Origin of the sequence: Bradyrhizobium sp. DOA9 (assembly GCF_000617845.2) — a bacterium.
Classification (GTDB): domain Bacteria; phylum Pseudomonadota; class Alphaproteobacteria; order Rhizobiales; family Xanthobacteraceae; genus Bradyrhizobium.
Genome location: NZ_DF820425.1, coordinates 58,181 through 74,420, shown reverse-complemented (window position 1 = coordinate 74,420; position 16,240 = coordinate 58,181). Strand labels below are relative to the sequence as shown.

At 65.5% G+C, this 16,240-nt stretch carries 12 protein-coding genes; 4 read left to right on the top strand and 8 right to left on the bottom strand.

Going from position 1 to position 16,240, the window contains the following annotated elements; genetic code table 11:
• Positions 1–10: 10 nt before the first annotated feature.
• Complete coding sequence (locus tag BDOA9_RS00305) at positions 11–3,415, bottom strand: acyl-[ACP]--phospholipid O-acyltransferase (RefSeq protein ID WP_025031952.1); 3,405 nt, start codon at positions 3,413–3,415, stop codon at positions 11–13.
• 354 nt (positions 3,416–3,769) lie between these two features.
• Positions 3,770–4,036, bottom strand: coding sequence for a hypothetical protein (locus BDOA9_RS40005; protein ID WP_025031951.1), 267 nt, complete (start codon positions 4,034–4,036; stop codon positions 3,770–3,772).
• A gap of 51 nt (positions 4,037–4,087) precedes the next feature.
• Between BDOA9_RS40005 and BDOA9_RS00295 the strand changes: the two genes are divergently transcribed.
• Positions 4,088–4,723: a TetR/AcrR family transcriptional regulator gene (locus BDOA9_RS00295; protein ID WP_025031950.1), complete on the top strand. Its 636-nt coding sequence runs from the start codon at positions 4,088–4,090 to the stop codon at positions 4,721–4,723.
• A gap of 10 nt (positions 4,724–4,733) precedes the next feature.
• Here the strand turns inward: BDOA9_RS00295 and BDOA9_RS00290 are convergent, their stop codons facing one another.
• The 4 genes from BDOA9_RS00290 to BDOA9_RS00275 all read right to left on the bottom strand — a co-directional run bounded on the left by BDOA9_RS00290 (position 4,734) and on the right by BDOA9_RS00275 (position 11,546).
• Positions 4,734–7,385 (bottom strand): autotransporter outer membrane beta-barrel domain-containing protein, encoded by a 2,652-nt coding sequence (locus BDOA9_RS00290; RefSeq protein ID WP_244521436.1) that lies wholly within the window; start codon positions 7,383–7,385, stop codon positions 4,734–4,736.
• 288 nt (positions 7,386–7,673) lie between these two features.
• Entirely contained in the window at positions 7,674–8,984 is a 1,311-nt protein-coding gene (locus BDOA9_RS00285; protein WP_025031948.1) for a GGDEF domain-containing protein, read from the bottom strand.
• Between the two features lie 229 nt (positions 8,985–9,213).
• Complete coding sequence (pncB, locus tag BDOA9_RS00280; protein ID WP_025031947.1) at positions 9,214–10,518, bottom strand: nicotinate phosphoribosyltransferase; 1,305 nt, start codon at positions 10,516–10,518, stop codon at positions 9,214–9,216.
• Between the two features lie 98 nt (positions 10,519–10,616).
• Positions 10,617–11,546, bottom strand: a complete 930-nt coding sequence (locus BDOA9_RS00275) for a LysR family transcriptional regulator (RefSeq protein ID WP_025031946.1) — start codon at positions 11,544–11,546, stop codon at positions 10,617–10,619.
• Between the two features lie 94 nt (positions 11,547–11,640).
• Between BDOA9_RS00275 and pcaH the strand changes: the two genes are divergently transcribed.
• Both pcaH and pcaG read left to right on the top strand, forming a co-directional pair.
• Positions 11,641–12,423 carry a protocatechuate 3,4-dioxygenase subunit beta gene (gene pcaH, locus BDOA9_RS00270; protein ID WP_025031945.1) on the top strand — a complete coding sequence of 261 codons (783 nt, stop codon included), beginning with the start codon at positions 11,641–11,643 and terminating at the stop codon, positions 12,421–12,423.
• Positions 12,424–12,428: 5 nt separating this feature from the next.
• Complete coding sequence (gene pcaG / locus BDOA9_RS00265) at positions 12,429–13,055, top strand: protocatechuate 3,4-dioxygenase subunit alpha (RefSeq protein WP_025031944.1); 627 nt, start codon at positions 12,429–12,431, stop codon at positions 13,053–13,055.
• 23 nt (positions 13,056–13,078) lie between these two features.
• On the opposite strand, the gene BDOA9_RS00260 is transcribed toward pcaG, so the two are convergent.
• A complete protein-coding gene (locus tag BDOA9_RS00260) occupies positions 13,079–13,690 on the bottom strand; it encodes a LabA-like NYN domain-containing protein (protein ID WP_152033065.1) in 612 nt (203 codons plus the stop codon).
• Positions 13,691–14,021: 331 nt separating this feature from the next.
• On the bottom strand, positions 14,022–14,927 hold the full coding sequence (locus BDOA9_RS00255; RefSeq protein ID WP_025031942.1) for a helix-turn-helix domain-containing protein: 906 nt from the start codon (positions 14,925–14,927) through the stop codon (positions 14,022–14,024).
• A 50-nt stretch (positions 14,928–14,977) separates the two neighbouring features.
• On the opposite strand from BDOA9_RS00255, the gene pobA reads away from it, so the two are divergent.
• Entirely contained in the window at positions 14,978–16,150 is a 1,173-nt protein-coding gene (pobA, locus tag BDOA9_RS00250) for a 4-hydroxybenzoate 3-monooxygenase (RefSeq protein ID WP_025031941.1), read from the top strand.
• The last annotated feature ends 90 nt before the right edge of the window (positions 16,151–16,240 follow it).

Here is a 16,240-nt window from a genome sequence, read left to right as displayed (position 1 = left end):
TCGGAACCTCTCACGCCACCACGCGCTCGGGCGGGGATGCCTGCTCGCGGGCCATCGTCGTCGCGGTGACATAGTCGGTCTTGCCGGTGCCGAGCAGCGGCACCTTGTCGACCACCATGATCGTCGCGGGCACGGTCAGCTCGGAGGCGCCGATCGCCTTGGCCTGGGCCTGCATCGCGCTGCGCTCGGCATTCTTCTCCGTCGTCAGCAGCACGATGCGCTCGCCCTTGCGCTGGTCGGGGATCGAGACCGCGACCGAGCCGGCCTGCGGCCATAGCGACGCCGCGATGGCTTCGACCGCCGACAGCGAGACCATCTCGCCCGCAATTTTGGCAAAGCGCTTGGCGCGGCCCTTGATGGTGATGAAGCCGGCCGGGTCGATCGATACGATGTCGCCGGTGTCGTGCCAGCCGTCGGGAAGCACTTCGAGCACGCCGGGATTTTCGGCCCTGAGGTAGCCCAGCATCACGTTCGGGCCGCGTACCGACAGCCGTCCGCCTTCCTCGATGCCGGGGACCGGATCGAGGCGGCTTTCCATCAGCGGCGACAGGCGACCGACGGTGCCGGGACGGTTGGCCATCGGCGTGTTCATCGCCAGCACTGGCGCCGTCTCGGTGACGCCGTAGCCTTCGAGGATGCGGATGCCGTAGCGCTCCATGAAGACCTGCCGCGTGCGGTCTTTGACCGCCTCGGCGCCGGCGATCACGAGACGCAGGGTGCGGAAGTCGTAAGCGTGCGCCGAGCGGGCATAGCCGGTGAGGAACGTGTCGGTGCCGAACAGAATGGTCGCGCCGGTCTGGTAGATCAGCTCGGGGACGATCCGGTAATGCAGCGGCGAGGGGTACATGTAGATCGGGATGCCTGCCAGCATCGGCATCATCATTCCTCCCGTGAGTCCGAACGAGTGGAATACCGGCAGCACGTTGAACACCTTGTCGTTGGCATTGGCGTCGACCCGTGCCAGCGCCTGCGCCGCGTTGGCGAGGATGTTGCGATGGGACAGCACGACGCCCTTGGGCGTTCCTTCCGAGCCCGACGTGAACAGCACCACGGCGGGATCGTTGGCCTGGCGAGGCACGCGCGGCGTGGTGCCGGCGAGCAGGCCCTTGACCTTGTCGCCGATGCCGATCGAGGCACGGACGTCCTCGAGATAGACCACGCGCGCTTCGGCCGAGATCGCGGTCATCAACTTGTCGAGCTTGCCCTTCTCGATGAAAGCCTTCGAGGTCAGCACGGTCTTGACCTGCGCAGCCTTCATGGCGGCGAGCACGTTGACCGGGCCGGCCGAGAAGTTGAGCATCGCCGGCACGCGGCCGCTGTTCTGCAGCGCCATGAAGACGACGGCGACGCCCGCGGAGTTCGGCAGCAGCACACCGACATTCTCGCCGATCGCGGTGCCGTCCTCCAGCTTGCGGCTCAGCACCTGCGCGCCGAGGATCAGCTTGCGATAGGTCAGCTTGGTGCCGAGCGCGTCCTCGATGATGACCTTGCCGGTGTCGCGGTCGCGATAGGCGTGTCCGAGCGCTTCGAACAGCGTGTGATCGAGCATGGCGTTCTTGACGAGAGCGTCGATCATGACGTCCTGCAGCGCGGCGCCGGCGGCGTTGCGGCGGGCCTTGCCCTTGAGCGCTTGGTCGACCGGAAGCTTGACTGGCGGCAGGATCGTGACCGTCACGCGCGGAAACCAGGACCGCTTGATCTGGCTGGAGTTGAGATAGCTGAGATAGGAGCGCTGCGCGCCTTCGATGCGGACGGGCACGACCACGGCGTCGGCCTTGTCCGCGATCATCGCGGTGCCGTCATACACCTTCATCAGCGAGCCCGAGACGGTGATCCGTCCTTCCGGGAAGATCACGACCGGCTCGCCCGCGGCGACGAGCTTGATCAGGTCGCGCGCGGCCAGCGGCTTGGTCGGGTCCATGGTGTAGTGCTTGACGACGCGCAGGAACGGCTTGGCCCACCAGGCCTTGGCGATGCCGGTATCGACCGCAAAGCTCGCGTCGATCGGCAGCACGGCGTGCAGCAGCGGGCCGTCGATCAGGCTGACATGGTTGGGCGCGATCAGCATGCGCGTGCCCGGAGGCGGCAGGTTTTCGAGCCCGCGGATCTCGGTGCGGAACAAAGCGCGGAACAAGAGCCCGCCGGCATCGCGCACGCCTTCCTTGCCCCACTTGGTCAGCACGAACCACACCGCGCCGAAGCTGGCGAGGCCGAGGCCGAGGAAGATCCAGCCGATATGGAGGCCCGCCGCCTGCAGCAGCGCGACGAACAGCGAGCCGACCACCATGAAGGCAGCCTGCAGCACGTTGCCGGCCGCGATGATGCGGGCGCGTTCGGAAGGTTGCGACCAAGCCTGGACCGCGGCAAAGGACGGCACGACGAACAGGCCGCCGCCGAACGCGAAGGCGACGAAGTCGGCCAGCATGCGCAGGCCGGCGAACGAGGTCGCAAAGCCGAGCGCGGTGATGTCCTGCCCCTTGGCGGTCACGCCGATCGCCCAGGCGAGATCGAGGCCGGCAAAGCCCATGATGATGGCGCCGATCGGCACCAGCGCGAGGTTCGGGCGGACGTGGCTGAGGCTTGCCGCGAACAGCGAGCCGATGGCGATGCCGATCGCGAAGATCGCAAGGCACAGCGTCACCACGCCCTCGGTGCCGCCGACGACATCCTTGACCAGCGCCGGCAGCAGCGACAGCACGATGGCGCCGACCAGCCAGAACCAGGAGACGATCACGGTGCCGTCCCACAAGCGATGGTCGGCATATAACGTCCTGAGCAGGCTCACCGTCGAGGTCCAGGGGTTGGCGTCGACAGGCAGGTCTGGCGCGGAGGGCGTCGTCTGCGGAATGCGGGATGCGAACGCCCAGGACAACACGGCCAGCGCGACCACGGCCGATGCGACCCAGCCCATATGCGCGGAGCCGGCCACGAACTGGCCGCCGGCGACGGTGCCGAGCAGGATCGCCATGAAGGTCGCGCCTTCGACCAGCGCGTTGCCGGTCGCGAGCTCGCCGAGCTCGAGCTGGTCGGGCAGCATGGCGTATTTCACCGGGCCGAACAGGGCGGCGATGGTGCCGAACAGCGCGAGCGCTGCGAACAGCAGCGGCACCGAATGCAGGAAGAAGCCGGCTGCGGCAAAGCAGGCGGCGAAGATCTCGACGAATTTGAGCCGCCTTGCGACGACGGACTTGACGTATTTGTCGGCGAGCTGGCCGCCGAGCCCGGACAGGATGAAGTAGGGGAAGATGAAGACGGCGCCTGCGACCGTCACCAGCGCATCGCCGTGGCCGGTCGCCGCGCTGTAAAGCAGGATGATGACGAGTGCGTTCTTGAGCACGTTGTCATTGAGCGCCGAGAAGAATTGCGCCCAGAACAGCGGCGCGAAGCGGCGTGACGACATCAATTCCCTGATCATGACCAGTCCTGTTCCAAAAAGGCAGCCTGAGATTGTTGGTTGTCCATGAAGCGTCACGACCGGAAGGGCGCGGGGCGAACCATTGCGCGGCAACGAAGTTGCTGGCCTGCTCTGTCCCCTCGGTTCCTCCGATCCTGTTGGTCTCCAATTGGCCTCGTTAGGTTCGCAAATATCCGGCCGAGGCCACGGCGGGCTCGGGCGCGAGCGGCCTCGCTCGCCCGGATATGGCGCCGGGCGATGAAGGAAAAGCTGAAACGCATCGCTGAAATCCGCCGGATCGGCCGTGCACGTCCGGACATGGTGAGTCCATCCTTGCAGCCGGCGCTTGCATTCGAGCCGACCCGCGCGCGCGCCTCAGGTGAGATGGGCGAGCTGGCGAAACGGCGAGAGGCGGCCGAGCAGGCTGAACCGCCGCCGCTCCTGACGCGCACGGGCGCGATCGGCCCGCCACATCCGGAAGGTCGCCCGGCGCTCGGCGAGCACGCCCGCGACATCGCAGGCATTGGCGATCCGGTTGATCGGCGCCATGGCGAACCGCAGCACGGCCCGGCCGAGCCCGGTCACGAGGGCGACGGCGTCATCGACGAAGGTGGTGGCGATATCGACAGCAAGGGTTTGCATTTTCCAGGTCTCCAGGTTAAGTTGAACAATGTTCACATGAGTAGCTCGAAAATGAACAATGTTCAAGAAGAATCGCTGCGCGACCAGAAAAAATTTCGGCGCCGGCTCCAGATCGTGGAGATCGCCCGCGGCATCATCTCAGCTAAGGGGCTGAGATCATTGAAGGTTCGGGACGTCGCGGAGGCCGCCGGCTGCTCGATCGGCAGCGTCTATAACGAGTTCGGGGACTTCGATGGGGTTATCCTGACCGTCAACCGGGAGACGGTCCAGGCGCTCACGGCCCGGCTGCGGGGTGTTCCGGCCGAGGATCCGGTTCGCCAGCTCTATGGGCTCGCCGAAACCTATCTCGACTTCTTCGCGGCGCACGCCAACCTGCTGCGCTCCCTGTTCGAGCATCGGATGGAGGACGACCGCCCCTATCCGGACGATATCCTCCAGATGGTGATGGATGCGTTCGCGCTGATGCATCCGCCTTTGGTGCGGCTATTGCCGGACGCGGATGACGTGAAGATCGCGCTGCTGTCGCGCACGCTGTTCTCCGCCGTTCATGGCATCATCTCGCTCGGCCTCGAGGAGCGCATGGTGGCCGTGCCGTCGCAGATGCTGCGCCAGCAGATCGAGCAGTTCGTCGACACCCATCTCAGAGGTCTCGGCATTCTGCCGGTCGGTGCACCTCTGTCCCGATGAGGTGCCGCGGCTACCAGGTGTAGCGCAGGCTCCCGGTGCCGGAATAAGCGGTGCTGCGGGCCGCGAACTCGCCGTCGAACCTGGCCGACAGGGCAACACCGTTCGAAAATTTCAGCTCGGCACCGGCGGATGCGAGGGCCGCATCTTTCGCCGGCGCCGCGCCGTTGACGGTGAAGCTGGCGCCGGGCAGGGCCTGGAAGGCGGCGGCGAGCGTCGGGTCGCTCACCCAATCATGGGCCCAGGCCGCGCGAGCCCGCACCGTCAGGACGGCATTCGGCGAAACCAGCGTCGCCCGATCGAAGCGTGCGCCGAGCTCGCTCCTTGTGTCGGAGGCCGTGCGTCCCCGATAGGTCAACCCAAAACCGCTGCCGGCCGGATCAGCCTCGGCATAGGTCGGCGTGCGAAAGACTTGCGCCTGCGCAGCCGCGTAGGGCGTGAAGCCGCCGATCGGTGTGGCGAAGCGATAGCCGCCCTCGATGCGGCCACCGACGGTCTGAGCATCGAACCTTGCGCTGAGCCGGTTGCCGAACGGTGCCAGGCGGTCCGTCGACATCCAATGATTGGCAACGGCGAGAGAGGCGGCGAAATAGGCGGATCCGCTGCGGATCGCAGTGTAGACGCCGGCCTGGATCGCATCGCTCCTGCCGCCGCCGATCGCCTGCGCGAGGTCCCATTTGGTGCCACCGCCGGAGAGAGCGAAGCCGACGATCGCATCGCGGCTGAAATGATAGTCGGCGCCGGCCGCAACGCCGACGGCGCGCGCGTGGAGGTCGTGGCTGCCGATCACGACCGGATCGCCACTGGTGCGGTTGGTGCCGCCGAACGCCGCGCCCCAGGCCGTCCAGCGTTCGGCAAAGGTCGGAGCTTTCGTCGGCGGGGCGCCCAGAATCTTGTTGTAGGCGAGGGCAATATCTTCCGGCAGCGCGGCGCGCTCCGGGCTGAAGCCGAACGCGGTGTCGCCGGCGCTCGTGCCACCGCGTCCGCTCACGAACGGATCGAGCATCAGGCTGAGGAACTGGCTGGTGAACTGGAACGCGCCCTGTTGCGCGCCGGTGGCGGCTTCGCCCGAGAGCTGGTCGAGATTGTAGCGGAGCTGGGCATCGCTTTGCCCTGCGAAAGACGAGAGGAAGGGCAGATTGGGGCCAAGTGCGCTCAGCGCGCCGGCCACTTCCTTCTGGTTCTGCGTCTGGGCGACGGTGAGGAATCCGCTGTTGTTGTAGTTGAGCGTCAGGAAAACGTTGAATCCGTCATAGCTGAGGGAGGACGCGAACAGCTGCGGATTGTATCCGCTGACAGTCACGCTCGAGAAACTCCCGGTGAGGCCAGCCGTTGTGCTGAGGATGGTATACTGCGTCGAGGGGTTGTAGGCGCCTGCAAGTGTGGTGACGGCGACGGTGCCGCCTCCCAGCGTCGCGATCGTGGCGGCAATCTTGTCTGATTGCCCGGCGGCATTGACCGAGATCGCGTAGATCGACCCTGACTGGAACGCCGCATTGGTGTTAACGACGAGCTGACCGAGGTTGCCGGGCGCGACCGTGCCGCCCGGCAGCACGGTGAGCGATCCGATCGTGCCGTTGCCACTGAGCGTGCCGCCGCTGACGACCGTCCCGCTGTTGGGCACCGCCCCGTTGACGATGAGGGTGCCGGCCTGGACGATCATGCTGGCCGCGTCCATCGTGGTTCCCGTCAGCGTCCAGGTGGAGCTGCCGGTCTTTTCCAGAACCTCGAATTCCCGGAACTGCTTGGCCGCGCCGTATGCGCCGAGGTCGAACGAGCCATTGGCCGTTCCGCCGAAGCGCAGCGTGTCCAACCCGTTCCCACCCACGACCCAGCCCGTGACGTTTGATCCGGCACGCAGCTCGAAGACGTCGCTCCCGTCTCTGAGGTCGACGGCAGTGCTGACCCCGCTGCTGCTGATCGCACCCGAGTTGACGATGGTGTCTTGACTGTTCGAGCCGATAATTGCCGTGCCGACACTCGAGATCGTTCCGGCATTGTTGATGACGTTGCCGTCAGCTGCGCTGTTGAGATCGATGGCAGCGACATTGCCGGACTGCACGAGGCCGCTCGACAAGATGTTCACCTGGTTGTTCCCCGCTCCAGCGCCGATGCTGATTCCGATAGCTCCGAGGGCGCCGCTTCCCACCGTGCCGGCGATCTCGACGACGTTGTTGCTCGAATTGGCGAGGCCGATGCTCGCCGAGCCAAGGGGTGTCGATGCAACAACCGCTCCGGCATCGATCGTTATGGTGTTGTTGCCTCCACCGCTCACGTCGATGCCGTCGTTGATGCTGGATGTGACCGACGCGTTGCCGAAGACCCTGACTGCGCTGTTGGATGCGAATTGAAGAAATATGCTCGCAAAGGTGGGGTCGCTCACCGTGGTCGCGGTGGTGCCGTCCCCGATGTTGACGGTGACGCCGGTGACCACGGCTGCTGTTTTGATCTGAGTGTTGTTCCCGACGCAGGTAATTGAATCGCCCGATTGAAGCGTCGTCAGCGTGCCGCTCCCGGTCACCACACACACCGCTTGTGCCGGCGTGATGAACCCCGGCAGCGAGCCGCCCAGGGCACCGATCGTGGTGCTCAAGAGAAGCGCGCGCCGCCGGGACGTCGTTGCACGAACGATATTGCGCGGGGCGATCAAATCATTCCAAGGCACTTCCAAACTCCTCTCGCGGCGCGATCCGGGTGGATTCGCACCCGCAGCATCGGGCCCACTCATGCTTAGCGAGGGAGGTCCCAGCCATCGTGGACCGGGGCGCAATGCGAAATGTCCGGATGCGAAGAGCGCTGCTTTTTCAGAGCGATGTGGCCGCGGCGTCACAACTGTGCGGCGTCGCTGCATTGTCAGGCACGCCGGGATGGATCGGAGCGCCATCGGGCGGGCGTGAGGCGCCTCAACCTGATTGCGACGGTCGCCGGAGATGAATTTGGTGCCAGGCGGCGATCAGCCTCTTGCCGCGACGGCTTCGCGAGGCCGCGGCGTGACGGCCAGGACGCCCGGTTTTCCATTCTCGACCTGAACGCGGTTGCGTCCCTTTTCCTTGGCGCGGTAGCAGGCGGCATCGGCGCGCCGCATCGCATCCTCGAGCGTGACGTTGCCGTCGGCGATGCAGGCGACCCCGATGCTGGCGGTCACGGCAAAGCAGCGGTCGTCCCAGGTGAAATTGAACAGCTCCAGCGACCGGCGCAGGCGCTCGGCGATATCGACGGCATCGAAGGGCGAGCATCGTGGCAGGATCAGGCCGAATTCGTCACCGCCGAGCCGGGCTACCAGATCATGCGCATGCCGGTCCTGCTGCAGCAGGCGCGAGACCTGGCAGAGCAGGCGGTCGCCGGCGAGATGGCCGCAGCTGTCGTTGACGCTCTTGAACTGGTCGAGGTCGAGCAGGATCAGGGCGAGCGCACCCGTTGCGGCATTGTCCAGCTCGGCTTGCAGGCGCGCCTCGAAGGCGCGGCGGTTGGAGAGGCCGGTCAACCAATCGTGCGATGCCTGCCAGGCCAGGCGCTCCTTCTCGGCATGCAAGGCGTCTTCGAACGTCTGCCGTTGCCGCACCAGCCGCCGCGTATGCCAGACCAGCAGCAGGATCAGCGCCGCCGCGGTGAGGATGTTGATGCCCGTCAGCATCAGCTTGATCGCGCGGGATCCTTCACCGAGGACGGCGGAGAACCGCCTGGCATGCACCGTGAATTGGGTGTTGAGCTCGGAGAGCCGAGACGACAGAAACTGCACGCGATCGTCTTGGATGGGGCCGTTCGCCAGCTCCGACCGGATCAGCTCGCCGAACACGCTGAGCTCGAGCAAGATGGGATCGGTGGCTCTCCACTCCTGGATCGCTTCCTGGAGGAAGCTGACGCGGTTGAAGTAGCGATAAAGCCAGATCAGCCCCGGCACGTCATCGGGGTGGTTGCCGCCCTGCAGGAAGCCGATGCGGGCGGTCTCGACGTCGACCGGATCGCGCTCCAGCGCCCAGCGCGCGAACTCGTCGCCGATGGGAACGGCGAGGGAGGCCTGGTACTGCGTGAATTGGCCGGGATCACCCGAATGCAGGTAGAGATTGAGGAAATAGACGGCATTCTTCTGCGAGCGTGACCACAGCGCTTCGCCGGCGACATAGGCGCGGACCGACGACATCACCTCGAGACTGAATCCCGCGATCGCCGCCTGGAGCACGACGACCATCACGAAAGGCGATACGAGCTTGATGACGTGAAGGAAGCTGTGTCCCTTCATCGACGTTGCTGTTCTGCGAAACACCCTGGCGTTCCTCGAATCGCGCAATGCCCCCGGCGGAGCGCTGCGCCTGCGCGTGAATTAGATGCGACGGTTGCTTAACCCGTCCTGAAAAAAGCGAGGGACTGCGCCACACGGTGAAGGCGATGTGAGCTGGATGCGCGCAGATCGTTTCAAATGCCGATCAACCGATATTGGCGCGGTATCGGCGATGAGCGCTACACTCGCTCCGAGCGTCGTGATGCGCGTGTTGTCAGACCAGCACCGGCTTGCGCACGCGACCGGCGTCGCCGAACACGCGCAGGTAACGTTCGATTTCCGAGGGCAGGCCGGTCGCCTTCTCCGGATTGTCGGAGAGCTTGACGGCCGGACGGCCGTCGACCGACGAGACCTTGCAGACCAGCGAGATCGGATCGAGGCTGATGGAGCCGTCCGGCGTGCAGCCGACGAAATCGTTGGTGAGGTTGGTGCCCCAGCCGAAGGAGAGGCGCACGCGCCCCGCGAAGTGGCGATAGGTGTCCTCGATCGAGCCGACGTCCATCGCGTCGGAGAAGACCAGCAGCTTGTCCTTGGGGTTGCGGCCCTTCTTCTCCCACCAGGCGATGATCTCGTCGCCGGCCTGGATCGGCGGCGCGCTGTCGGGGCGGAAGCCGGTCCAATCGGCGACCCATTCCGGTGCATCGCGCAGGAAAACCTTGGTGCCGAAGGCGTCGGGCAGCGCGATCAGCAGATTGCCGCCATAGGTCTGGCGCCATTGGTCGAGAATGCGGTAGGGCGCCCAGCGCAATTCCTCGTCGTCCCTGGCGAGAGCGGCCGCTACCATCGGCAGCTCGTGCGCGTTGGTGCCGATGGCTTCGAGATCGTTGTCCATGGCGAGCAGCACGTTGGACGTGCCGATGAAGGAGGAGCCGAGGCCTTCCTTCACCGCCTCGACGCACCAGCGCTGCCAGAGGAAGCCGTGACGGCGGCGCGTGCCGAAGTCGGAGAGCCGCAGGCCCTCGAGCTGGCGCAGCCGTTCGACCTTGGTCCACAGCTTGGCCTTGGCGCGGGCGTAGAGCACGTCGAGCTCGAAGCGGCCGCGGCCCTTCATCGCCGCGCGCGAACGCAGCTCGTTGAGGATCGCAAGCGCCGGAATCTCCCACATCGTGGTGTGGGTCCAGGGGCCGTGGAAATGCAGCTCGTACTGGCCCTCGACCTTGCGCAGCTCGTATTCGGGCAAGCGGAATTCCGCCAGCCAGCGGATGAAATCCGCCGAGAACATATGGGTCTTGCCGTAGAAGGTGTTACCGGCCAGCCAGATCAGCTCCTTCTTGGTGAAGCGGATGGTGCGGGCATGGTCGAGCTGGGCGCGCAGCTCGGCCTCGTCGATGATCTCGGCAAGCCGCACATGGCGCGAGCGGTTGATGACCGAGAAGGTCACCTGCTGATTCGGGTAATCCTCCCGAATCATCTGCAACATCAATAGTTTGTAGAAGTCGGTATCCAGCAGGCTGCGGATGATGGGATCCAGCCGCCAGCTGTGATTGTAGGTCCGGCTCGCAATGTCGGTCACTGTCATGGGGGGATTTTAGCGCGGCTCCCACCGCGCAACCAGTGGGTTTGGGAAGGGCAGTCTTGCGAAGCGCGGCACCTGATATCAGGCTTGAGACCTGGAGGTCAGGACTTGCCGGCCGTCGCCGCGACGGCCTCGAGCTGGCTCCTGACCCAGCGATGGGCAGGATCCTTCTGGTAGCGCTGGTGCCAGACCATGAACATCGGCAGCTCGGCCAGGGTCTTCGTGCGGGACGCCAGCGGAATCGGTGCTTGCGCAAAGCCGCGCATCACGCCGGACGCGAGCAGGCTCGGCATGCTCGCCAGCATCTGCGAGCCGCGCAGGAAGGACGGCACGCCGGAGAAGCTCGGCACCGAGATGGCGATATCGCGGTGCAGCCCGTTCGCCGCCAGCCGGCGGTCGAAGTCGAGCCGCTCATTGTCGGTATAGACCACGGTAACGTGACGCGCCGCGAGATAGGCATGGCGGCTGGCCGGCGCGGCACGTGCCTTTGCATCGTAGTAGCAGACGTAGTGATCCCTCAGCAGCCGCTTCTGCACGATGTCGACGCCGGAGGGCGGCAGCGGCGTGATCAGGAGGTCGCAGCGGTTCTCGCGCAGCATCGCGGGCGAGGGCGATTGCGAGGGGATCACGCGCAGGTTCAGGCTCTTCACTTGTGCGGCGACGTGATCGAAGAACCGCGGCAGCAGCAGGTCGCGCTGGAAGTCGTTGGCGGCAATCGTGAGCGAGAGCTGGGCGCGCGGCGGCTCGAACGTGACGCCGCCGGCAAAGCTGCGCATCTCGTCGATCAACGCGCGTGCCTTCGTCGCCAGCGCCTGGGCGTGGGCAGTCGCGACGATGCCGCGGCCGGATTTCGCGAACAGCGGATCGCCTGCGATCCGCCGCAGCTTGTTCAACCCGTGGCTGACGGCCGATTGCGTCAGGCCGAGCCGCGTCGCCGCCGCAGTCACCGATCCCTCCTCCAGCACGGCCAGAAACAGTTCGAGGGCGTGGCCGTCGAGGGCCAAATGATCGATTTCCTTCATGCAATTCATTATAATTCATCTATTTATCTTGAGAATAGGGCGGCTCATTATCTCCCGATAAGCCGCGCCCGGACCGGGGCGCCCCCAGGGAGAGACAACGCCGATGAACGTCCAGGCGCCAGCCTTGCAGGATTCCCGCCTCAACCGCCCCGAGCCGTTCAGGCCGAGCGACGGCGGCTTCTTCCAGCGCGATCGTTCGATCCATCCGCCGGCGCATGCGCCGGGCTACAAGTCCTCCGTGCTGCGCTCGCCGCGCCAGTCGCTGCTGTCGCTGGAGAACTCGATCTCGGAGATGACAGGGCCGGTGTTCGGGCACAACGATCTCGGCCCGCTCGACAATGATCTGATCCGCAATTACGCCAAGGACGGCGATCCCATCGGCGAGCGCATCATCGTCCACGGCCGCGTGCTGGACGAGACCGGCCGCGGCGTCCCGAACACGCTGGTCGAGTTCTGGCAGGCCAATGCCGGCGGCCGCTACCGGCACAAGAAGGACACCTATCTGGCGCCGATCGATCCCAACTTCGGCGGCTGCGGCCGCGCGCTGACCGACGACACCGGCTACTATTACTTCCGCACCGTGAAGCCGGGTCCCTATCCCTGGCGCAATTACGTCAACAGCTGGCGTCCCGCCCATATCCACTTCTCGGTGTTCGGCTCGGGCTTTGCGCAGCGGCTGATCACACAGATGTATTTCGAGGGCGATCCGCTGATCCCGGTCTGCCCGATCCTGACGACGATACCGGACCAGGATGCGCTCGACCGCCTCGTCGCGCCGCTCGACCTCAACGCCTCGGCGCCGTTCGACTCGCTGGCCTATCGCTTCGACATCGTGCTGCGCGGCCAGCGCTCCACCTATTTCGAAAATCGCACCGCGGGGAACTGAACTCCATGCCGCAGCAGCTCAACTATCTCAAGGAAACCGCCTCGCAGACCGCCGGGCCCTACGTCCATATCGGCCTGATCCCGGCCATGGCCGGCTTCGACATCTTCGAGAAGAATTTCTCCAACGTGCTGGTGACGCCGAACACGAAGGGCGAGCGCATCACGCTGGAGGGCAAGGTGCTCGACGGCACCGGCACGCCGCTGCGCGACGTGCTGCTGGAGATCTGGCAAGCCAATGCAGCCGGACGCTACAACCATCCGGCCGATCGCTCGGCCGGCGCGCTGGATGACGAGTTTCGCGGCTGGGGCCGCGCCGGGTCCGACTTCGACAGCGGCCTCGTCACCTTCGAGACCATCAAGCCGGGCGCGATCACCGACAGGACGGGGCGCAAATGCGCGCCGCACGTCAACCTCTGGATCGTCGCGCGCGGCATCAACATCGGCCTCAACACGCGGCTCTATTTCTCGGACGAGGAAGCCGCCAACGCTGCCGATCCCGTCCTCAACCTGATCGAGCAGCCGGTCCGCCGCAAGACATTGATCGCAACCCGAAGCGAGCGCGCCGGCAAGGTCGTGTACGCCTTCACGATCAATCTGCAGGGGCCGGAGGAGACGGTGTTCTTCGACGTGTGAGGTGCCGCGCGGCCGTCTTCCGATCATTGCACCCGGTCGTCACGCCTGATCGTTCCGCGCGCGAGGAATTGCGGTGGCTGGCGCACCTCGCGCGCTCCCGGCCGGTCGGGTGGATCGCGCCCGATTTTGGGCTTCAACTCCACCAAATCGATGAATACGTCCGCCTGCCGGCGCAGGTCGTCGGCGACCATGGGCGGCTGAGTGGAGAGTGTGGAGACGACCGTCACGCGGACACCGCGGCGTTGCAGGGCCTCCACCAGCGAACGGAAATCCCCGTCGCCCGAGCACAACACGATCTGATCGACATGCTGGGCGAGCTCCATCGCGCTCACGGCAAGGTCCACATCCATGCTGCCCTTCACCTTGCGGCGGCCGGTGGTGGCGTCGATGAACTCCCTGGTGAGCTTGGTGACGACCGTGAACCCGTTGTAGTCGAGCCAGTCGATCAAGGGGCGGATCGACGAATATTCCTGATCCTCGATGATGGTCGTGTAGTAGAAGGCCCGTAACAGCGTAGCTCGGCTTTGAAATTCGCTGAGCAGGCGTCTGTAATCGATCTCGAAGCCGAGCGCCTTGGCGGTGGCATGGAGATTGGAGCCGTCGATGAAGAGCGCGCTCTTCCCAAGCGAAGACATTATGCACAACTCCCGGGTTCGGCACCGACCGTTTGGCCAAAATGGCGCGCCGTGTCGGCGGGAAACGACTTGAATGCGCCGATGGCTTGCTAAAAAGCGGCGCAGACGACCGGACAGGGTTGGCCGCCTTGCGCCGAGGGTCGGGAGGTTCCATGCCACCAGCGCCAGGGCGCCGAATGCCGTTACGCTAGGGCTTGGGCACGCCCCGCTCAATTGTACGGAGGTAAAGGGTCTCTATCCAAAGGAAGGGGCGCCATATACGAAGGTAAATGGCAACCGAGAGACCGCGCGGCGCGTCGATCGGATATGTCCTGGTCCTTTGTCCGGTGCTTCAGTCTTCGCCGTCATGGAGCCGCGCGCGAAACGCGCGTGGCGATACGCCCGTGGCGGCGGCGTAGACCCGGCTGAAATAGGCGGGGTCCTCGAAGCCGAGGGCGTAGGCGATCGTCGAGACCGGCAGGTTGGTGTAGACGAGGCTGCGCCGCGCCTCGCGGATCAGGCGGTTGAGGATCAAATGCGAGGCGGTGTCGCCGGTCGCCGCCCGCGTGATCCGGTTGAGATGCGTCGGGGTCACCGATAGCGCCCTGGCATAGTCGGCGACGCTCCAGCGCTCCAGATGATGCTGCTCCAGCAGCGCCTCGAAGCGGCGGAACAACCCGCTTTCCGCGGTGCCGTTGCCGCCGCTCTCGCCCGTGAGCGCGCGCGCCACCAGCCCGATCATGGCCGACGACAGGGCGCGGAGCACATGCGCACGGCCGAAGTCGCGCGCGGCGTGCTCGGCGAAGATCTGCTTCATCGTGGCGCGGATCTGCGGCGTGCCGCGCACCACGGCCGACCGCGACAACGCACCGCGCAGGCCCTCGGCGGCCAGCAGCGCCTCATCCAGAATCTCCGCGGCGATGGTCAACACCCACCCTTGCGTATCGGGCACGAAGCGGAAGCCGTGGACGTGGCCGACCGGCACGTTGACGATCTGCATTGGCCTCAGCGGCACCACGCGCCCATCGAGCGTCGCCTCGCCGCCACCGCGCTCGATCAGCAGAACCTGGTGCAACCGGGCATGGCGGTGCACGGCCAGCGTCCAGTCGTGCAGCACCGAGCGCGAGGCGATCGTCTCGCAATGCACGACATCAGGCAGATCGCCGGACTCGCCGAACAGATTGTAGACCCGGATCGCCGGGGCGGGGGTCGCGCTTCTCATGTTCGAATAGTACAAGACAAAGGCGAAACCCTCCATCGGTTTGCGAGGCAAAACATGCAAGAAAATGCCGACGGGAGGACGCAAAAATGAAAGTTCAGGTCTGTATCATCGGCGGCGGGCCGTCGGGGCTGCTGCTATCCCAGCTCCTGCACCTCAAGGGCATCGACACCATCCTGCTGGAGAAATACAGCCGCGACCACGTGCTGGCCCGGATCCGGGCGGGCGTGCTCGAGCATGGCTTTGCCGAGCTGATGCGCGAGGCGCAGTGCGGCGAGCGGATGGACCGCGAGGGCGAGATCCACAACGGGTTCGAGATTGCCCATGACGGCGTGCTGTCCCACATCGACCTGCACAAGCATTCCGGCGGCAATTCGGTGCTGGTCTACGGCCAGACCGAGCTGACGCGCGACCTCTACGAGGCGCGCGACCGGGCCGGCGGCAAGGTCGTTCACAATGCCGAGGACGTCACGCCGCACGATCTGACCTCGGATCGGCCCTATGTGACGTATCGCTCGAACGGGCAGACGATCCGCGTCGATTGCGACTACGTCGTCGGCGCCGACGGGTTCCATGGCGTCAGCCGCAAGTCGATCCCGAAGGACGTGCTGCGCGAATACGAGAAAGTCTATCCGTTCGGCTGGCTGGGCGTGCTGTCGCGCACGAAACCGGTGTCGCCCGAGCTGATCTACGTGAAGCACGAGCGCGGCTTTGCGCTGTGCTCGCTGCGCTCGCAGGTGCTGAGCCGCTACTACATCCAGGTGCCCTTGACCGACAAGGTCGAGGACTGGAGCGACGATGCGTTCTGGGCCGAGCTGAAGCGCCGCCTGCCGGACGAGGTCGCCGGCCGCCTGATCACGGGCCCGTCGATCGAGAAGAGCATCGCCCCCCTGCGCAGCTTCGTCGCCGAGCCGATGAGCTATGGCCGCCTGTTCCTCGCCGGCGATGCCGCGCACATCGTGCCGCCGACCGGCGCCCGCGGATTGAACAGCGCCGCGTCCGACATCTACTATCTCTATCACGCGCTGCTCGCGCATTATCAGAGCGGCGACGATGCCGGTCTCGAGGGCTATTCCGCCAAGGCGCTCGCGCGGATCTGGAAGGCACAGCGCTTCTCCTGGTGGATGACGATGCTGCTGCACCGCTTCCCCGACCGGATCGAATATGAGGATCGGCTGCAGCAGACCGAGCTCGACTATCTGCTCTCGTCCGAGACGGCGCAGCGTCTGCTCGCGGAGAATTATACGGGGCTGCCGTTCTAGGCGATCATCACTCTTACCCTCCCCTGGAGGGGGAGGGTCGATCGCGCGCAGCGCGAGCGGGGTGGGGTGATCTCTCCTCTGGGGCACTGT